Origin of the sequence: Rathayibacter sp. VKM Ac-2801 (genome assembly GCF_009834245.1) — a bacterium.
Classification (GTDB): Bacteria; Actinomycetota; Actinomycetes; order Actinomycetales; family Microbacteriaceae; genus Rathayibacter.
On the sequence record NZ_CP047183.1, the window covers coordinates 2,472,569 to 2,486,937 of the forward strand.

Consider the following 14,369-nt stretch of genomic DNA (forward strand, 5'->3'; position numbering starts at 1 on the left):
GGAGCCGATCCGCCCCCCGGACCGACGAAGAGGCCGGCGGGCCCGAGGTGTGCTCGGGCCCGCCGGCCTCTTCGAGGAAGCGGCTAGGACGCCGCGGGAGCGGACGGGGAGGTGACGGTGATGGAGCCGTCGATGATGCCCGCCTTGATGGTGTCGAGCTCGCCCTGCAGGTCGCCCGAGACCTTCGACTCGAAGTCGTGGAACGGCGCGATGCCGACTCCGTCGTTCTCGAGGGTGCCCACGAAGGGAGTGGGATCGAAGTCGTCGGCTCCGGCGGTGCTGGTGACGTCGGTGGTGCCTGCCTCGATGCCCTTGAGGATCGAGGTCAGGTACAGGTCGGCGCCGTCGGGGTAGGTCTCGTAGAGGTCCGCGTCCACGCCGACCATCGCGATGTCCTTGCCGGAGTCGCGGATCGCCTCGATCGCCGACTGGAAGATCGGACCGCCGACGGGGAGGATGACGTCCGCGTTCTGGTCGATCAGCGACTGGGCGGCCGACTTGGCCTCGACGCCCGCCGCGAAGCCGCCGGTGAAGGAGCCGGTCTGCGCGTCGACGTCCCAGCCGACGACCTTGACGTCCTTCCCCTTCTGCTCGTTGTAGTACTTCACGCCGTCGGCGTAGCCGTCCATGAAGATCGTGACGGTCGGGAACTGCTGGCCGCCGTAGGTGCCGACGACGCCGGTCTTGGAGTACGACGCGGCCGTGTAGCCGGCCAGGAACGCCGCCTGCGAGGTGTCGAAGGTGATCGGCTTGACGTTCGGCAGGTCGATCGACGCGTCGTCGATGATCGCGAAGTCGATGTCGGTGTTCGCCTCGGCGGCGGCCGACGTGGCCTCGGCCAGCGCGAAGCCGACGGTGATGATCAGGTTGCAGCCCTGGTCGACGAGGCTGGTGAGGTTCGGGGCGTAGTCCGTCTCGGACTCCGAGGTGACGGTCTTCGGCGTGACGCCGAGGTCCTCCGAGGCCTTCACGAGGCCGTTGTAGCCGAGCTCGTTGAACGACTTGTCGTCGAACCCGCCCGCGTCGGAGACCATGCAGGGCAGGAAGTCGCCACCGGCGGCGGCGCTGGAGCCGCTCTCCTCGGGGGCGGAGGCGCAACCGGCGAGAAGCGCGGTGACGCCGAGGGCGGCGAGACCGCCGAACGCGGCCTTACGCGAGGTGATAGTCAAGATGTCGTCCTCCAGGAATGCGGCCCCGCGCGACGAGCGCAGCAGGGCGTCGATCCCCACACGTTACTAAATGTGACAAGCCGCTCAGCCGCCCGGACGGTAGACCTCAGGAAGCGTTACACAGTGTTGATCTTCCTGTGATGCGCGGAGCGCATCACAGAGCGCGGTCGGCCTCTCTACGGGAGCGTTCCGCAGAGCGGGTCGCGTCGGGCCGGCCTGAATCGCTCGCACGCGGCTGTGCTCGATTCCGCGCCGCGGAGCGGCCCGGCGCGGTCGGCTCCCCTACGGGAGCGTTCCGCAGAGCGGGTCGCGTCGGGCTGGCCTGAATCGCTGGCACGCGGCTGTGCTCGATTCCGCGCCGCGGAGCGGCCCGGCGCGGTCGGCTCCCCTACGGGAGCGTTCCGCAGAGCGGGTCGCATCGGGCTGGCCTGAATCGCTGGCACGCGGCTGTGCTCGATTCCGCGCCGCGGAGCGGCCCGGCGCGGTCGGCTCCCCTACGGGAGCGTTCCGCAGAGCGGGTCGCGTCGGGCTGGCCTGAATCGCTGGCACGCGATTCCGGCTCGCGGCCCTCTCCCCTGCTGGCCTACGTCGAGGGCGCTCGGAGGGAGCTCCGCGCTGCGCGCGATCGGGCGGGGACGGGATGCTCCCCACGGTGGTCGAGTAGCCGCGCAGCGGGGTATCGAGACCGGCCGCACGCGCACGGGGAAGCGGGGCGGAACGGCGAAGCGCGGCGCCTCCTGGGGAGGGCCGCGCTCCGACGGGTGGGGACGAGGGGCTAGAGGACGTCGGTGCGGCCGGAGAGGCGCAGGGCGTCGACGACGCCCTTGACCTTCTGGGCGTTCTCGGTCGTGGTGACCAGGAGCGCGTCGGGGGTGTCCACGACGACGATGTCCTTCACTCCGATGAGGGCGATGGTGCGGTTGCCGCCGCTGACGACGATGCCCGTCGCGGAGTCGGCCAGCACGCGGGCGTCCTCACCGAGGATGGCGAGGTCCGAGCGGAGCCCGCTCGAATGCAGCTTCGCGATGGACGCGAAGTCGCCCACGTCGTCCCAGGAGAAGTGGCCCGGCACGACGGCCAGCTTGCCCGCGGCCGCGGCCGGCTCGGCGACGGAGTAGTCGATCGCGATCTTCTCCAGGCCCGGCCAGATGCGGTCGACGACCGCGCCGCGCTCCGGGGTGTCCCAGGCGGCGGCGAGCTCGAGCAGTCCGGCGAGCAGCTTCGGCTTGGCGCGGCCGAGCTCCTCGAGGAGGCGGTCGGCGCGGGCGATGAACATGCCCGCGTTCCAGAGGTACTGACCGCTCGAGAGGTAGGCGCGCGCGGTGTCGGCGTCGGGCTTCTCGACGAAGGAGTCGACGGCGAGCGTGTGCGTCGCCCCGTCGATCCCGAGGTGCTTCCCCGTGCGGATGTAGCCGAAGCCCACGGCCGGCTCGGTCGGCGTGATGCCGATGGTCGCGATGTAGCCCGCGTCCGCCGCGACGACGGCCTCGGCGACCGCGTCGTGGAAGAGCTGCTGGCCGCTGATGACGTGGTCGGCGGCGAACGAGCCGATGATCACGCCCGGCTCGCGGCGCTCGAGGATGGCGGCGGCCAGACCGATCGCGGCGGAGGAGTCGCGCGGCTCGCTCTCGAGGACGACGTTGAGGTCCTCGAGGCTCTCGAGCTGCTCCTCGACGGCGGCGCGGTGCGCGCGGCCGGTCACGACCATGATCCGGTCGGCGCCCGAGATGGGGGCGAGGCGGTCCCACGTGTCGCGGAGGAGGGTCTGTCCCGATCCCGTCAGATCGTGCAGGAACTTCGGGGCGTCGGCCCGGGAGAGCGGCCACAGCCTCGAGCCGATCCCGCCGGCGGGGATCACGCTGTAGAAGCGGTCGAGCGGGGCGCGGCCATCGGTCTCAGGTGATGTCATGTCCGCAGGATACAAGGGAGCCCGAGCGCGACCGTCCGTTCACCCCGTCGCGCGCCGCCGTTCACTCCGGCGCCGTAGCGTCCGGAGCGTGAGAGTCGCGGTCGTCACCGAGAGCTTCCTGCCGTCGTTGAACGGCGTGACCACGAGCGTCCTGCGGGTGCTCGACGAGTTCGCGGAGCGCGGGATCGAGGCGCTCGTCGTCTGCCCGGCCGCGGGGGCGCCGGGCCACTACGCGGGCCACCGCGTCGTGGAGCACCCGGCGATCGCCTACCGCGACTTCCCGGTCGGGATCCCCACGCTCGCCCTCACCCGGGAGCTGGCCGACTTCGAGCCCGACGTCGTGCACGTCGCCTCACCCTTCCTCCTCGGCGCCCGCGCCATCGCCTCGGCCGGCCGGCTCGGCGTGCCGAGTGTCGCGATCTACCAGACGGACGTCGCGCGCTTCGCGGCCCGCTACGGCATCCGCGGCGCCCGAGCCCTCGCCTGGCGGGTGATCCGCCAGATCCACGCCGGGGCGGACCTGACCCTCGCCCCCTCCACCAGCGCCCTCGACGACCTCGCCGCCGCCGGCATCGAGCGCACCGCGCTGTGGGGCCGCGGCGTGCAGAGCGAGCGCTTCCACCCGCGCCGCCGCTCCTCCCCCTACGCGCAGGACGTCCGGGCCGGACTCGGCGCCGAGGACGCGCTCGTCGGCTACATCGGGCGCCTCTCTCCCGAGAAGAGGGTGGAGCGGATGGCGGCGCTCGCCTCCCTTCCGCACGCGGAGCTCGTCGTGGGCGGCTACGGCCCCTCCTCCGCCCGGGTCGCCGCCGCCCTGGGCCCGGCGGCGCGGATGCTCGGCCGGCTCGACGGCGACCGGCTGCCGGCAGTCTTCGCCGCGCTCGACGTCTTCGTGCACACGGGCACGGAGGAGACGTTCGGTCAGACGGTCCAGGAGGCGCAGGCGTCCGGCACCGCGGTGGTCGCGCCGCACGCGGGCGGCCCCACCGACCTGATCGAGCACGGCGTGGACGGCCTGCTCTACGCGCCCGAGAGCGACTCCGACCTCCGCCGGCAGGTGGAGCGCCTGGTCCGCGATCCCGCCCTGCGCGCCCGGCTCGGCGAAGCGGGCCGCCGCCGCGTGCTCCACCGCACCTGGAGCGCGCTCACCGACGAGCTCCTCGCGCACTACGCGACCGCGGGGGCGCCGGCCCTCGCCCTGCCCCGCAGCTAAGGCTCGCCTAAGCCGCGCCCGCCTGCGCGCTCGCTTAGAATCGGAAGGCGAGTTTCTCGTCGCTCCCCGCCCCGTCCCCGTCCACGCGACGCGGGAACAGGTCAGGCCGTCGGAGCACAACCAGGGAGGGTTGTTCGTGTCAGTTCAAGCTGCTCAAACCCTCGCACCCCGGAAGCAGGGGAAGATCCGGCGTCCGGCCGGCACCCTGTACCGCGGTCGCGAAGGCATGTGGTCGTGGGTGCTTCACCGGATCACCGGTGTCGCCATCTTCTTCTTCCTCCTCGTCCACGTCCTCGACTCCGCTCTCATCGCCGTGAGCCCCGAGGCGTACAACGCGGTCATCGGCACCTACAAGAACCCGATCATGGGACTCGGCGAGACCGGGCTCGTGGGCGCCATCGCGTTCCACGCGCTGAACGGCCTGCGGATCATCCTGGTCGACTTCTGGAGCTGGGCCACCCGCAACCAGCGCGTGCTCTTCTGGGTCGTCATGGGCCTCTGGGTCGTGCTGATGCTCGGCTTCGCCCCGCGCCACCTGATCAACGTCTTCAGCGAGGGGGGTGCACATTGAGCACCGTCGCCGCACCGCGGACCCCGCACACCCCGACCCGCTCCTCCGGCACCAACTGGGAGAAGTGGGGCTGGATCTACATGCGCGCCTCCGGCGTCGTGCTGATCGTCCTGATCTTCGGGCACCTCATCTACAACCTGCTGCTGGGCGACGGCATCAAGGCCATCGACTTCGGCTTCGTCGGCGGCAAGCTGGCGAACCCGTTCTGGCAGTGGTGGGACGTCCTGATGCTGTGGCTCGCGCTGATCCACGGCGGCAACGGCATGCGCACGCTGGTCAACGACTACGCGACCTCGCCCCTGCTGGCCAAGGCCTTCAAGGGCGGCATCCTCGTCGCGGTCGTCGCGCTGATCGCGCTCGGCACCTGGGTCGTCTTCGCGTTCGACCCGTGCCCCGCCGGCACCGCCGCGGACCTGCTGCCCTCCTTCTGCGCAGCGTGACCGCGGCGCCGCGGATCGGAGAGGGGCCCGCGCCCCTCCCGGTCCGCGGCTCCGCGTCCCGGCACCTCCCCCTCCCATCCCCGTACGACGGAGCACCCACCCCGTGAGCACACCAGGCCACTCCCACACCGGCGCCGACCAGAGCGCCTTCGCGCAGACCGTCGGACCCGACGGCGTCCACTACCACCAGTTCGACGTCGTCATCGTCGGCGCCGGCGGTGCCGGGATGCGCGCGGCCATCGAGGCCGGCCCCAAGGCGAAGACGGCCGTGATCTCGAAGCTGTACCCGACCCGCTCCCACACCGGTGCGGCGCAGGGCGGCATGGCCGCCGCCCTCGCGAACGTCGAGGAGGACAGCTGGGAGTGGCACACCTTCGACACCGTCAAGGGCGGCGACTATCTCGTCGACCAGGACGCGGCCGAGATCCTCGCGAAGGAGGCCATCGACGCGGTCATCGACCTCGAGAACATGGGCCTGCCCTTCAACCGCACCGAGGAGGGCAAGATCGACCAGCGCCGCTTCGGCGGCCACACCCGCGACCACGGCAAGGCGCCCGTCCGCCGGGCCTGCTACGCGGCCGACCGGACCGGCCACATGATCCTGCAGACGCTGTTCCAGAACTGCGTCCGGCTCGGCATCAACTTCTACAACGAGTTCTACGTCCTCGACCTGGTGATGACCGAGGTCGACGGGGTGAACAAGCCCTCCGGCGTCGTCGCCTACGAGCTGGCCACGGGCGAGCTGCACGTCTTCCAGGCGAAGGCGATCATCTTCGCGACTGGCGGCTTCGGCAAGATCTACAAGACCACCTCCAACGCGCACACCCTCACCGGCGACGGCGTGGGCATCATCTGGCGCAAGGGCCTCCCGCTGGAGGACATGGAGTTCTTCCAGTTCCACCCGACCGGCCTCGCCGGCCTCGGCATCCTCCTCACCGAGGGAGCGCGAGGAGAGGGTGCGATCCTCCGCAACGCCTCGGGCGAGCGCTTCATGGAGCGCTACGCCCCCACCATCAAGGACCTCGCGCCGCGCGACATCGTCGCCCGCTGCATGGTCCAGGAGGTGGCGGAGGGCCGCGGTGCCGGACCGCACAAGGACTACGTGCTGCTGGACTGCACCCACCTCGGCGCCGAGGTCCTCGAGACCAAGCTCCCCGACATCACGGAGTTCGCCCGCACCTACCTGGGCGTCGACCCGGTGGTCGAGCCGGTCCCGGTGATGCCGACCGCGCACTACGCGATGGGCGGCATCCCGACCAACGTCAAGGCCGAGGTGCTCTCAAACAACACGACCGTCGTCCCCGGCCTCTACGCCGCCGGCGAATGCGCGTGCGTCTCGGTGCACGGCTCCAACCGCCTCGGCACCAACTCCCTCCTCGACATCAACGTCTTCGGCAAGCGCAGCGGCAACAACGCCGCCGACTACGCCAAGACGGTCGACTTCACCCCCCTGCCCGCCGACCCGGCCGGCGCGATCCGCGACATGCTCGCCTCGCTCCGCTCCGCGACCGGCACCGAGCGGATCGCCTCGATCCGCAAGGAGCTGCAGGACGAGATGGACAAGAACGCCCAGGTGTTCCGCACCGACGAGTCCCTCGAGGCGGTCACCGGGACCATCCAGCGCCTGCGCGACCGGTTCCGCAACATCTCGGTGCAGGACAAGGGCAAGCGCTTCAACACCGACCTCCTCGAGGCCGTCGAGCTGGGCTTCCTGCTCGACCTCGCCGAGGTCGTCGTCTACTCGGCGCGCAACCGCAAGGAGAGCCGTGGCGGTCACATGCGCGACGACTTCCCGAAGCGCGACGACGAGAACTACATGCAGCACACGATGGCGTACCTCTCCGGTGACGCCCACTCCTCCGACGCCGGTGACCACATCCGGCTCGACTGGAAGCCCGTCGTGATCACCCGGTACCAGCCGATGGAGAGGAAGTACTAGCCATGTCGACCGCTACCCTCGAGCAGCCGCCCGCCGCCCCCGCGGCCCCGGAGGCGTTCACCGTCACGTTCATCATCCGCCGCTTCGACCCCGAGGTGGACGCCGAGCCGCGCTGGCAGGACTTCGACGTCGAGATGTACTCGACCGACCGCGTCCTCGACGCGCTGCACCGCATCAAGTGGGACCAGGACGGGTCGCTGACCTTCCGCCGCTCGTGCGCGCACGGCATCTGCGGCTCCGACGCGATGCGGATCAACGGCCGCAACCGCCTGGCCTGCAAGACGCTGATCAAGGATCTCGACATCTCGCAGCCGATCTACATCGAGGCGATCAAGGGCCTGCCCCTCGAGAAGGACCTCGTCGTCGACATGGAGCCGTTCTTCGCCTCGTACCGCGAGGTGCAGCCGTTCCTGGTCGCCAACACCCCGGCGCCCAAGGGCAAGGAGCGCGTGCAGTCGGTCGCCGACCGCGCCCGCTTCGATGACACCACGAAGTGCATCCTCTGCGCCGCGTGCACGTCGTCCTGCCCCGTGTTCTGGACCGACGGGCAGTACTTCGGCCCGGCCGCGATCGTGAACGCGCACCGCTTCATCTTCGACTCCCGCGACGACGCCGGCGGAGCGCGCCTGGACATCCTCAACGACAAGGAGGGTGTGTGGCGCTGCCGCACGACCTTCAACTGCACGGAGGCGTGCCCGCGGGGCATCCAGATCACGCAGGCGATCGCCGAGGTCAAGCAGGCGGTCATCCGCGGCCGCGCCTGACCTGCACGCCCGAAGCCGCCGTGCACGCTCGATCCTCGGATCCGGCGTGCACGGCGGCTTCTGTCGTGCGTGAGCCAGTCCTCCACAGGAGGCGGGTCGGGCTGGGTCTCCACAGGTCGACGGTTGCGGCGTGCGGGCAGCGGAGCGGGGCGGGACACTCGATCCGTGCTCACCGGCGTCCTCCACCTCTCCCGTCTGCGCGCGCTCGGCGTCGACCCCCGCGCGGCGGTGCGCAACGGCACTCTGACTCGACTCCGGCCGGGCTGGTTCGCCGCCGCGGACGCCCGCGCTGACCAGCAGCAGGCCGTCCTCCACGCGGGGTTCGTCTCGTGCGTGTCGTTCTTCGACGCCCGTGGCGCGTACCGACCCGAGGACGAGCGCCTGCACCTGGGCGTCCACAGCTCGAACAGGGCGCGCACCACGGACCCCGGCGTGGTGGCGCACTGGAGCCGTCGCGCCCCGATGCCGCCAGCACCGGCCGTCGTGGCCTCGACCGAGAGGGCGCTCGAGCACCTCCTCCTCTGCCAGCCGTCCGACGAGTCCGTCGCCGTCGTCGACTCCGCTCTCCACCGCGGGATCATCGGTCCGGGCCTGCTCGCCGCCACGATCGCACTCCTCCCCGCCCGCCTGCACCCGCTCCTGTCCGCCTTCGACGGCCGAGCGGAATCCGGCATCGAGTCGCTCGCGCGCTTCCGGCTGCTCGCGTGCGGCGTCGACTGCCGACCCCAGGCGGAGATACCCGGGGTCGGACGCGTCGATCTGCTGATCGACGACTGGCTGGTGATCGAGCTCGACGGGCGCCAGTGGCACACTGCAGCCGAGGCGTTCACCCGCGACCGGCGCCGCGACGCCGTCGCAGTCCTCCGCGGGTACACGGTGCTGCGCTTCAGCTACGCCGACGTCGTCCACGACTGGGCCCGGACCTCGACAGTGATCCTGGGGACGCTGGCGCGAGGCCGCACGCGCTGAGGTGCACGCTCGATGACACGGTGCGCGTGCGTTCCCTCCATCGAGCGTGCACCGTGACGTCCGACGTGCACGGGCGCTTTACGCTGGAGGCATGACGGAGGCGGCGACCGAGACCCCGCGCGGGATCCCGGGCCTGTTCGAGCGGGTCATGCGGACGCGGCCGGTGCGGGTGATGCTCCACTACTCCGAGACCGGCGGGCCCCTCTTCGCCTCCGGACTCGCCTTCCAGGCCCTGTTCGCGGTCTTCGCGGCGCTGTTCGTCTTCTTCGCCGTCTTCGGCTTCTGGGTGCGCGACGACTCGGTGCTGCGCGACTCCCTCCTCGACCTGGTGACCCGCTCGGTCCCGGGTCTGATCGGCGGGAAGAACGCTTTGGTGTCGGTCGACGACCTGCTCGACTCCTCCATCCTCGGCTGGACGGGCGCGATCGCGGCGGCCGGCCTGCTCTGGACGGCGCTGAACTTCCTGGGGAGCCTGCGCCAGGCGGTCCGACTGCTCTTCTCGCTCCCCGGACCCACGACTCTCTTCGTCCTGCTCAAGCTCAAGGACGCGGGGCTCGCGCTGGTCTTCGGGGCGGTGCTGCTGGTGTCCGCCGGTCTGTCCGTGTTCTCGACCTCGCTGGTCGACGTGGCGTTCGACTTCCTCGGGATCGGCAGCGAGTCGGTGGCGGCCCGTCTCGCCGGCAGCGTGATCGGCCTGCTGATCATGCTCGCTCTCGACACGGCCACGCTCGCCGGCTCCTTCCGCATCCTCTCGGGCATCTCGATCCCCTGGAAGAACCTCTGGGCCGGCTCTCTGCTCGGCGGGATCGCGCTCGGCGCGCTCAAGGTCCTCGGGACGCAGCTGCTGGGCGGCGCCTCCCGCAACCCGCTGCTCGCCTCGTTCGCGGTCCTCATCGGTCTGCTGATCTGGTTCAACCTCGTCTGCCAGGTCATCCTCATCGCGGCGTCGTGGATCTCCGTCGGGATGAGCGACGCCGGGATCTCGGCGCGCAAGCTCACCCCCGAGGAGCGCGAGAAGGAGCGGGAGGAGCAGCTGCGCACCGCCCGCCGCACCCTTGCCGAGGCCGAGCGCGAGCGCCTGCGGGCCGCGCTGCCGGACGCATCCCTCCTGAAACGGCGGCGCCTGGAGCGCCAGCTCGCCCAGCTCGAGGAGGAGCTCGAGCAGCTCGCCGCATGACCGGGCGGACCGCTTCCCGGGAGGCCCTGCGCCACCGCGCCCTTATCCGCCTGCCGAGTCTGTCCGTTTCTGTTGACTTCCGGCACGAACGGGTCTAAAAAGAGGTAAACGCAGATTCGAGGTCGGCAACGACACCGCGGATCCGGCGCACCACCCACGGCGAGACGACGGAGTCCACATGTACGCACCGGAGCGGCACCAGGCGATCCTGGACCGCGCCCGCACCGACGGGCGCGTCGAGGTCCGCGACCTCGCCCTCTCCCTCGCCGTGACGCCGGAGACGATCCGCCGCGATCTCACCAGCCTCGAGAAGCGGGGCCTACTGCGCCGCGCGCACGGCGGCGCCATCCCCGTCGAGCGCCTGGGCATCGAGCCCGAGGTCGCCGCCCGCGAGGGACACCTCGCCGGCGAGAAGGACCGCATCGCCACCGCTGCCCTCGCCGAGGTGCCCGACGGCGGCTCGATCGCCGTCGACGCCGGCACCACCACCGTGCGGCTGGCGGAGCTGCTCCCCCTGGACCGCCGGCTGACGGTCGTCACCCACTCCCTCCCCGTCGCGATGGCGCTCGTCGGCCGGCCCAATATCGACCTCCACCTCATCGGCGGGCACCTGCGCGGAGTGACGCAGGCCGCCGTCGGACCGTGGGCCGCACAGGCACTCTCCACGGTCTCGGTGGATGTCGCCTTCATCGGCACGAACGGCCTCAGCCTCGAGCGCGGGCTCACCACCCCCGACCTCGACGAGGCCGTCGTCAAGTCCGCGATCATCGCCTCCGCGCGCCGGGTCGTGGTCCTCGCCGACCACTCGAAGTTCGGCCGGCAGGACTTCGGGCACGTCGCTCCGCTGTCCGCGGTCGACACCGTCATCACCGACGCCGATGTCGACGACGAGCTCGCCGACGACATCGAGTCGGCCGGCCCGGAGGTCGTCCGCGCATGATCGTCACCGTCACCGCCAACCCGAGCATCGACGTCACCCTCTCGACGAGCGGCTTCGCCGTCGGCGAGGTCAACCGCGCGCACGACGTGCGGCGGGATCCGGCCGGGAAGGGCGTCAACGTCGCCCGGGCCCTCGCCCGCAACGGCGTCGAGGCGACCGCGGTCTACCCGGCCGACGCCTCCACCGGTCTCGACCTGTCCACGATGCTCCAGGCCGCCGGAGTCCGCTCGGCCAGTGCCGCGATCGCCCACCCGATCCGCACCAACATCACCGTGGTCGACGACCGGACCGGCCGCACCACCAAGATCAACGAGCCCGGCCCCGCCGTCACGGAGGAGGAGGCGCACGCCCTCTCCGAGCTGATCGGCGAGCACGTCTCGGCCTCGCCCCGCTGGCTCGTCGCCTGCGGCAGCGTCCCGCCGGGACTGGGAGCGGACTTCTACCCCGCCCTCGGCCGCCTCGCCCTGCACTTCGGCGTCCCCCTCGCCGTCGACACCTCGGGAGCGCCCCTGACCGCGATCATCGCGGCCGGCACCGCCACCCTGGTGAAACCCAACCTCGAGGAGCTCGAGGAGCTCCTCGGCCGCTCCCTGACGACGGTCGGAGACGTCGTCGCCGGAGCCCGTGAACTCCTGCAGCTGCCCGACGCGCGAGCGCTCGTCAGCCTCGGAGAGCACGGCGCCCTCCTCGTCACGGCGCACGCGTCGTGGTGGGCGGGCGCCCCCGCCGTCGTGCCCCTCAGCACCGTCGGCGCCGGCGACAGCACGCTCGCCGGCTACCTCTCGGCCGTCGACGCCACGGAGGCGGAGCGCCTCGCGACAGCAGTCGCGTGGGGCACCGCCGCCGTCCAGCTCCCGGGCAGCGAAGCCCCGGGTCCCGACTCCCTCCGCCTCGACGACGTCTCCGTCGTCGAGAACCCCGACCCCACCCTCCCGATTGGAGAACTGAGCGCATGACTGCTCTCACCGAGGCGTCGACGGTCATCGTCGACCTCACCGCCGCCACGAAGGACGAGGCCACCGCGCAGCTCGCGAAGACGCTCGCCGACGCCGGCCGCGTCACCGACCTCGACGGCTTCCTCGCCGACGTCCGCGACCGCGAGTCGCAGATGGCCACGGGCATGCCCGGCGGTATCGGCATCCCCCACGCCCGCTCCTCGCACGTCGTCTCGCCCAGCGTGGCGGTCGGCATCGCGAAGCAGGGCGTCGACTTCGGCGCCCCCGACGGCCCGGCCGACCTGATCTTCCTGATCGCGGCTCCGGACGGCGCCGACCAGGCGCACCTCAAGATCCTCGCCCAGCTCGCCCGCAAGCTGATCCACGAGTCCTTCACCGGCTCCCTCCGCGCCGCCGCCAGCGGCCAGGAGGTCGCCGACATCATCGCCCGAGAGGTCGTCGTCAAATGAGGATCGTCGCCGTCACCAGCTGCATCGCCGGCATCGCGCACACCTACATGGCGGCCGAGGCCCTCGAGCAGGCCGCGAAGAAGAAGGGGTACGAGATCCAGGTCGAGACCCAGGGCGCCGCCGGATCCGACCCGATGTCGGAGCAGACGATCGCCGACGCCGACGTCGTGATCCTCGCCGCCGACCTCGAGGTCCGCGGCAAGGACCGCTTCGCCGGCAAGCCGACCCTCGAGGTCGGCACCTCGGAGGCTCTCGCCAAGGCCGCGGACGTCATCGACCGCGCGGCTGCGAAGGTGCAGGACGCGCCCGCCGCGAGCCCCGCCTCCGGACCGCGTTTCGTCGCTGTGACCAGCTGCATCGCGGGCATCGCCCACACCTACATGGCGGCCGAGGCCCTCGAGCAGGCCGCGAAGAAGCGCGGCTACCCGATCCACGTCGAGACGCAGGGAGCGGCCGGCTCGGACGAGATGACCGCCGCCGACATCGCCGCCGCGGACGTCGTGATCCTCGCCGCCGATCTCGAGGTCCGCGGGAAGGACCGCTTCGCCGGCAAGCCGATCCTCCAGGTGGGCGTCGCCGAGGCGCTGTCCAAGCCCGACGAGGTCCTCGACCGCGCTCTGGCCCTGCGCGGCTCCGGCACCCCGGCCGCCTCCGCAGCCCGATCCGTCCCGGCAGCGGCGCCTGCCGCTCCGAAGAAGGTCGGCGTCGGCACGCGCATCCGCCAGAACCTGATGACCGGTGTCTCGTACATGATCCCGTTCGTCGCGGCGGGCGGTCTGCTGATCGCCCTGTCGTTCCTGTTCGGCGGCTACCGGATCGTCGACTTCACGGCCCAGCAGATCATCGACGAGGGCTTCAACGTCGCGAACATCACCGACTGGGCCGGGGTGATGTTCCTCATCGGAAGCGCCACCTTCGCGTTCCTGGTCCCGGTGCTCTCGGGCTTCATCGCCTTCGGCATCGCCGACCGCCCCGGCATCGCGCCGGGCTTCCTCGGCGGAGCGGTCGCGGTCACCGTCGGTGCGGGCTTCCTGGGCGGTCTCGCCTCCGGCTTCATCGCCGGCTACGCGGCCCTCTACATCTCGCGGATCAAGCTCCCGGCGGCGTTCAAGTCGCTGATGCCCGTCGTGATCATCCCCCTGATCGCCACCTTCATCACCGGCTTCCTGATGTTCGTGGTGCTCGGTGCCCCGCTCCGCGCGCTGAGCGAGGGCCTGTCGGCCTGGCTCTCGGGCCTCTCCGGCGGCAACCTGATCATCCTGGGGATCATCCTCGGCCTGATGATGGCGTTCGACATGGGCGGTCCGGTCAACAAGGTGGCGTACGCGTTCGCGACCACCGGCCTCGCCTCCGTCCCCGCCGACGGCGACCCGAACTCGGTGCAGTTCAAGGTGATGGCGATCGTGATGGCGGCCGGCATGACCCCGCCGCTGGGTCTGGCCCTGGCCACGACGCTCCGCAAGCGCCTCTTCACCGACGCCGAGCGCCAGAACGGCAAGGCCGCCTACCTGTTGGGCGCGTCCTTCATCTCGGAGGGAGCGATCCCGTTCGCCGCGGTCGACCCGCTGCGCGTGATCCCCTCCGCGATGGTCGGCTCGGCCGTCACGGGGGCGCTCGTCGCACTCTTCGGCTCCACCCTCCGCGCCCCGCACGGCGGCGTCTGGGTGACCGGGCTCGTCGGGCAGCCGCTCCTCTACCTGGTCGCCATCCTGGTGGGCATGGTCGTCACGGCCGTCTGCGTGATCATCGCGAAGAGCATCAAGCGCGCCCCCGTGATCGCCGAGGTGCCCGAGCCGGCCGCCGCGCAGGCCGTCCCGGCCTGATCCTCTCCGACCGACCGTCCTGAGCGGTCCCGCCGGCGGTCGCCTCCGCG

The 14,369-nt window shown here is 71.3% G+C and carries 13 protein-coding genes; 11 read left to right on the forward strand and 2 right to left on the reverse strand.

Going from position 1 to position 14,369, the window contains the following annotated elements; translation table 11 throughout:
- Positions 1–83 precede the first annotated feature (83 nt).
- Both GSU45_RS11365 and GSU45_RS11370 read right to left on the reverse strand, forming a co-directional pair.
- On the reverse strand, positions 84–1,169 hold the full coding sequence (locus tag GSU45_RS11365) for a BMP family ABC transporter substrate-binding protein (protein WP_159915051.1): 1,086 nt from the start codon (positions 1,167–1,169) through the stop codon (positions 84–86).
- 775 nt (positions 1,170–1,944) lie between these two features.
- Positions 1,945–3,078 carry a mannose-1-phosphate guanylyltransferase gene (locus GSU45_RS11370; protein ID WP_159915053.1) on the reverse strand — a complete coding sequence of 378 codons (1,134 nt, stop codon included), beginning with the start codon at positions 3,076–3,078 and terminating at the stop codon, positions 1,945–1,947.
- Positions 3,079–3,166: 88 nt separating this feature from the next.
- Here GSU45_RS11370 and GSU45_RS11375 point away from each other — a divergent pair, with 88 nt between their 5' ends.
- The 11 genes from GSU45_RS11375 to GSU45_RS11425 all read left to right on the forward strand — a co-directional run bounded on the left by GSU45_RS11375 (position 3,167) and on the right by GSU45_RS11425 (position 14,319).
- Positions 3,167–4,291 carry a glycosyltransferase family 1 protein gene (locus tag GSU45_RS11375; RefSeq protein ID WP_159915055.1) on the forward strand — a complete coding sequence of 375 codons (1,125 nt, stop codon included), beginning with the start codon at positions 3,167–3,169 and terminating at the stop codon, positions 4,289–4,291.
- A 184-nt stretch (positions 4,292–4,475) separates the two neighbouring features.
- Positions 4,476–4,862, forward strand: a complete 387-nt coding sequence (gene sdhC, locus GSU45_RS11380) for a succinate dehydrogenase, cytochrome b556 subunit (RefSeq protein ID WP_258059417.1) — start codon at positions 4,476–4,478, stop codon at positions 4,860–4,862.
- On the forward strand, positions 4,859–5,302 hold the full coding sequence (locus GSU45_RS11385; RefSeq protein ID WP_104223187.1) for a succinate dehydrogenase hydrophobic membrane anchor subunit: 444 nt from the start codon (positions 4,859–4,861) through the stop codon (positions 5,300–5,302). The genes sdhC and GSU45_RS11385 overlap by 4 nt, the downstream gene beginning before the upstream one ends.
- A gap of 103 nt (positions 5,303–5,405) precedes the next feature.
- Positions 5,406–7,241, forward strand: a complete 1,836-nt coding sequence (sdhA, locus tag GSU45_RS11390; protein ID WP_159915057.1) for a succinate dehydrogenase flavoprotein subunit — start codon at positions 5,406–5,408, stop codon at positions 7,239–7,241.
- Positions 7,242–7,243: 2 nt separating this feature from the next.
- Entirely contained in the window at positions 7,244–8,005 is a 762-nt protein-coding gene (locus GSU45_RS11395) for a succinate dehydrogenase iron-sulfur subunit (RefSeq protein WP_068254543.1), read from the forward strand.
- 165 nt (positions 8,006–8,170) lie between these two features.
- The gene (locus GSU45_RS11400) at positions 8,171–8,974 is read left to right on the forward strand and encodes a DUF559 domain-containing protein (RefSeq protein WP_159915059.1); all 804 of its coding nucleotides are present in this window, start codon (positions 8,171–8,173) and stop codon (positions 8,972–8,974) included.
- A 91-nt stretch (positions 8,975–9,065) separates the two neighbouring features.
- Positions 9,066–10,151: a YhjD/YihY/BrkB family envelope integrity protein gene (locus GSU45_RS11405; protein ID WP_159915061.1), complete on the forward strand. Its 1,086-nt coding sequence runs from the start codon at positions 9,066–9,068 to the stop codon at positions 10,149–10,151.
- 178 nt (positions 10,152–10,329) lie between these two features.
- The gene (locus tag GSU45_RS11410) at positions 10,330–11,091 is read left to right on the forward strand and encodes a DeoR/GlpR family DNA-binding transcription regulator (protein WP_159915063.1); all 762 of its coding nucleotides are present in this window, start codon (positions 10,330–10,332) and stop codon (positions 11,089–11,091) included.
- Positions 11,088–12,047, forward strand: a complete 960-nt coding sequence (locus tag GSU45_RS11415; RefSeq protein WP_159915065.1) for a 1-phosphofructokinase family hexose kinase — start codon at positions 11,088–11,090, stop codon at positions 12,045–12,047. The genes GSU45_RS11410 and GSU45_RS11415 overlap by 4 nt, the downstream gene beginning before the upstream one ends.
- Positions 12,044–12,496 carry a PTS sugar transporter subunit IIA gene (locus GSU45_RS11420; RefSeq protein ID WP_159915067.1) on the forward strand — a complete coding sequence of 151 codons (453 nt, stop codon included), beginning with the start codon at positions 12,044–12,046 and terminating at the stop codon, positions 12,494–12,496. The genes GSU45_RS11415 and GSU45_RS11420 overlap by 4 nt, the downstream gene beginning before the upstream one ends.
- Positions 12,493–14,319 (forward strand): PTS fructose-like transporter subunit IIB, encoded by a 1,827-nt coding sequence (locus tag GSU45_RS11425; protein ID WP_159915069.1) that lies wholly within the window; start codon positions 12,493–12,495, stop codon positions 14,317–14,319. The genes GSU45_RS11420 and GSU45_RS11425 overlap by 4 nt, the downstream gene beginning before the upstream one ends.
- The last annotated feature ends 50 nt before the right edge of the window (positions 14,320–14,369 follow it).

What these genes read in the sequence shown, in the direction of transcription:
- GSU45_RS11410 (WP_159915063.1), top strand. Translation starts at nt 10,330, where the DNA reads ATGTACGCACCGGAGCGGCACCAGGCGATCCTGGACCGCGCCCGCACC.
- GSU45_RS11415 (WP_159915065.1), top strand. Translation starts at nt 11,088, where the DNA reads ATGATCGTCACCGTCACCGCCAACCCGAGCATCGACGTCACCCTCTCG.
- GSU45_RS11420 (WP_159915067.1), top strand. Translation starts at nt 12,044, where the DNA reads ATGACTGCTCTCACCGAGGCGTCGACGGTCATCGTCGACCTCACCGCC.
- GSU45_RS11370 (WP_159915053.1), bottom strand. Translation starts at nt 3,078, where the DNA reads ATGACATCACCTGAGACCGATGGCCGCGCCCCGCTCGACCGCTTCTAC.
- GSU45_RS11395 (WP_068254543.1), top strand. Translation starts at nt 7,244, where the DNA reads ATGTCGACCGCTACCCTCGAGCAGCCGCCCGCCGCCCCCGCGGCCCCG.
- GSU45_RS11405 (WP_159915061.1), top strand. Translation starts at nt 9,066, where the DNA reads ATGACGGAGGCGGCGACCGAGACCCCGCGCGGGATCCCGGGCCTGTTC.
- GSU45_RS11425 (WP_159915069.1), top strand. Translation starts at nt 12,493, where the DNA reads ATGAGGATCGTCGCCGTCACCAGCTGCATCGCCGGCATCGCGCACACC.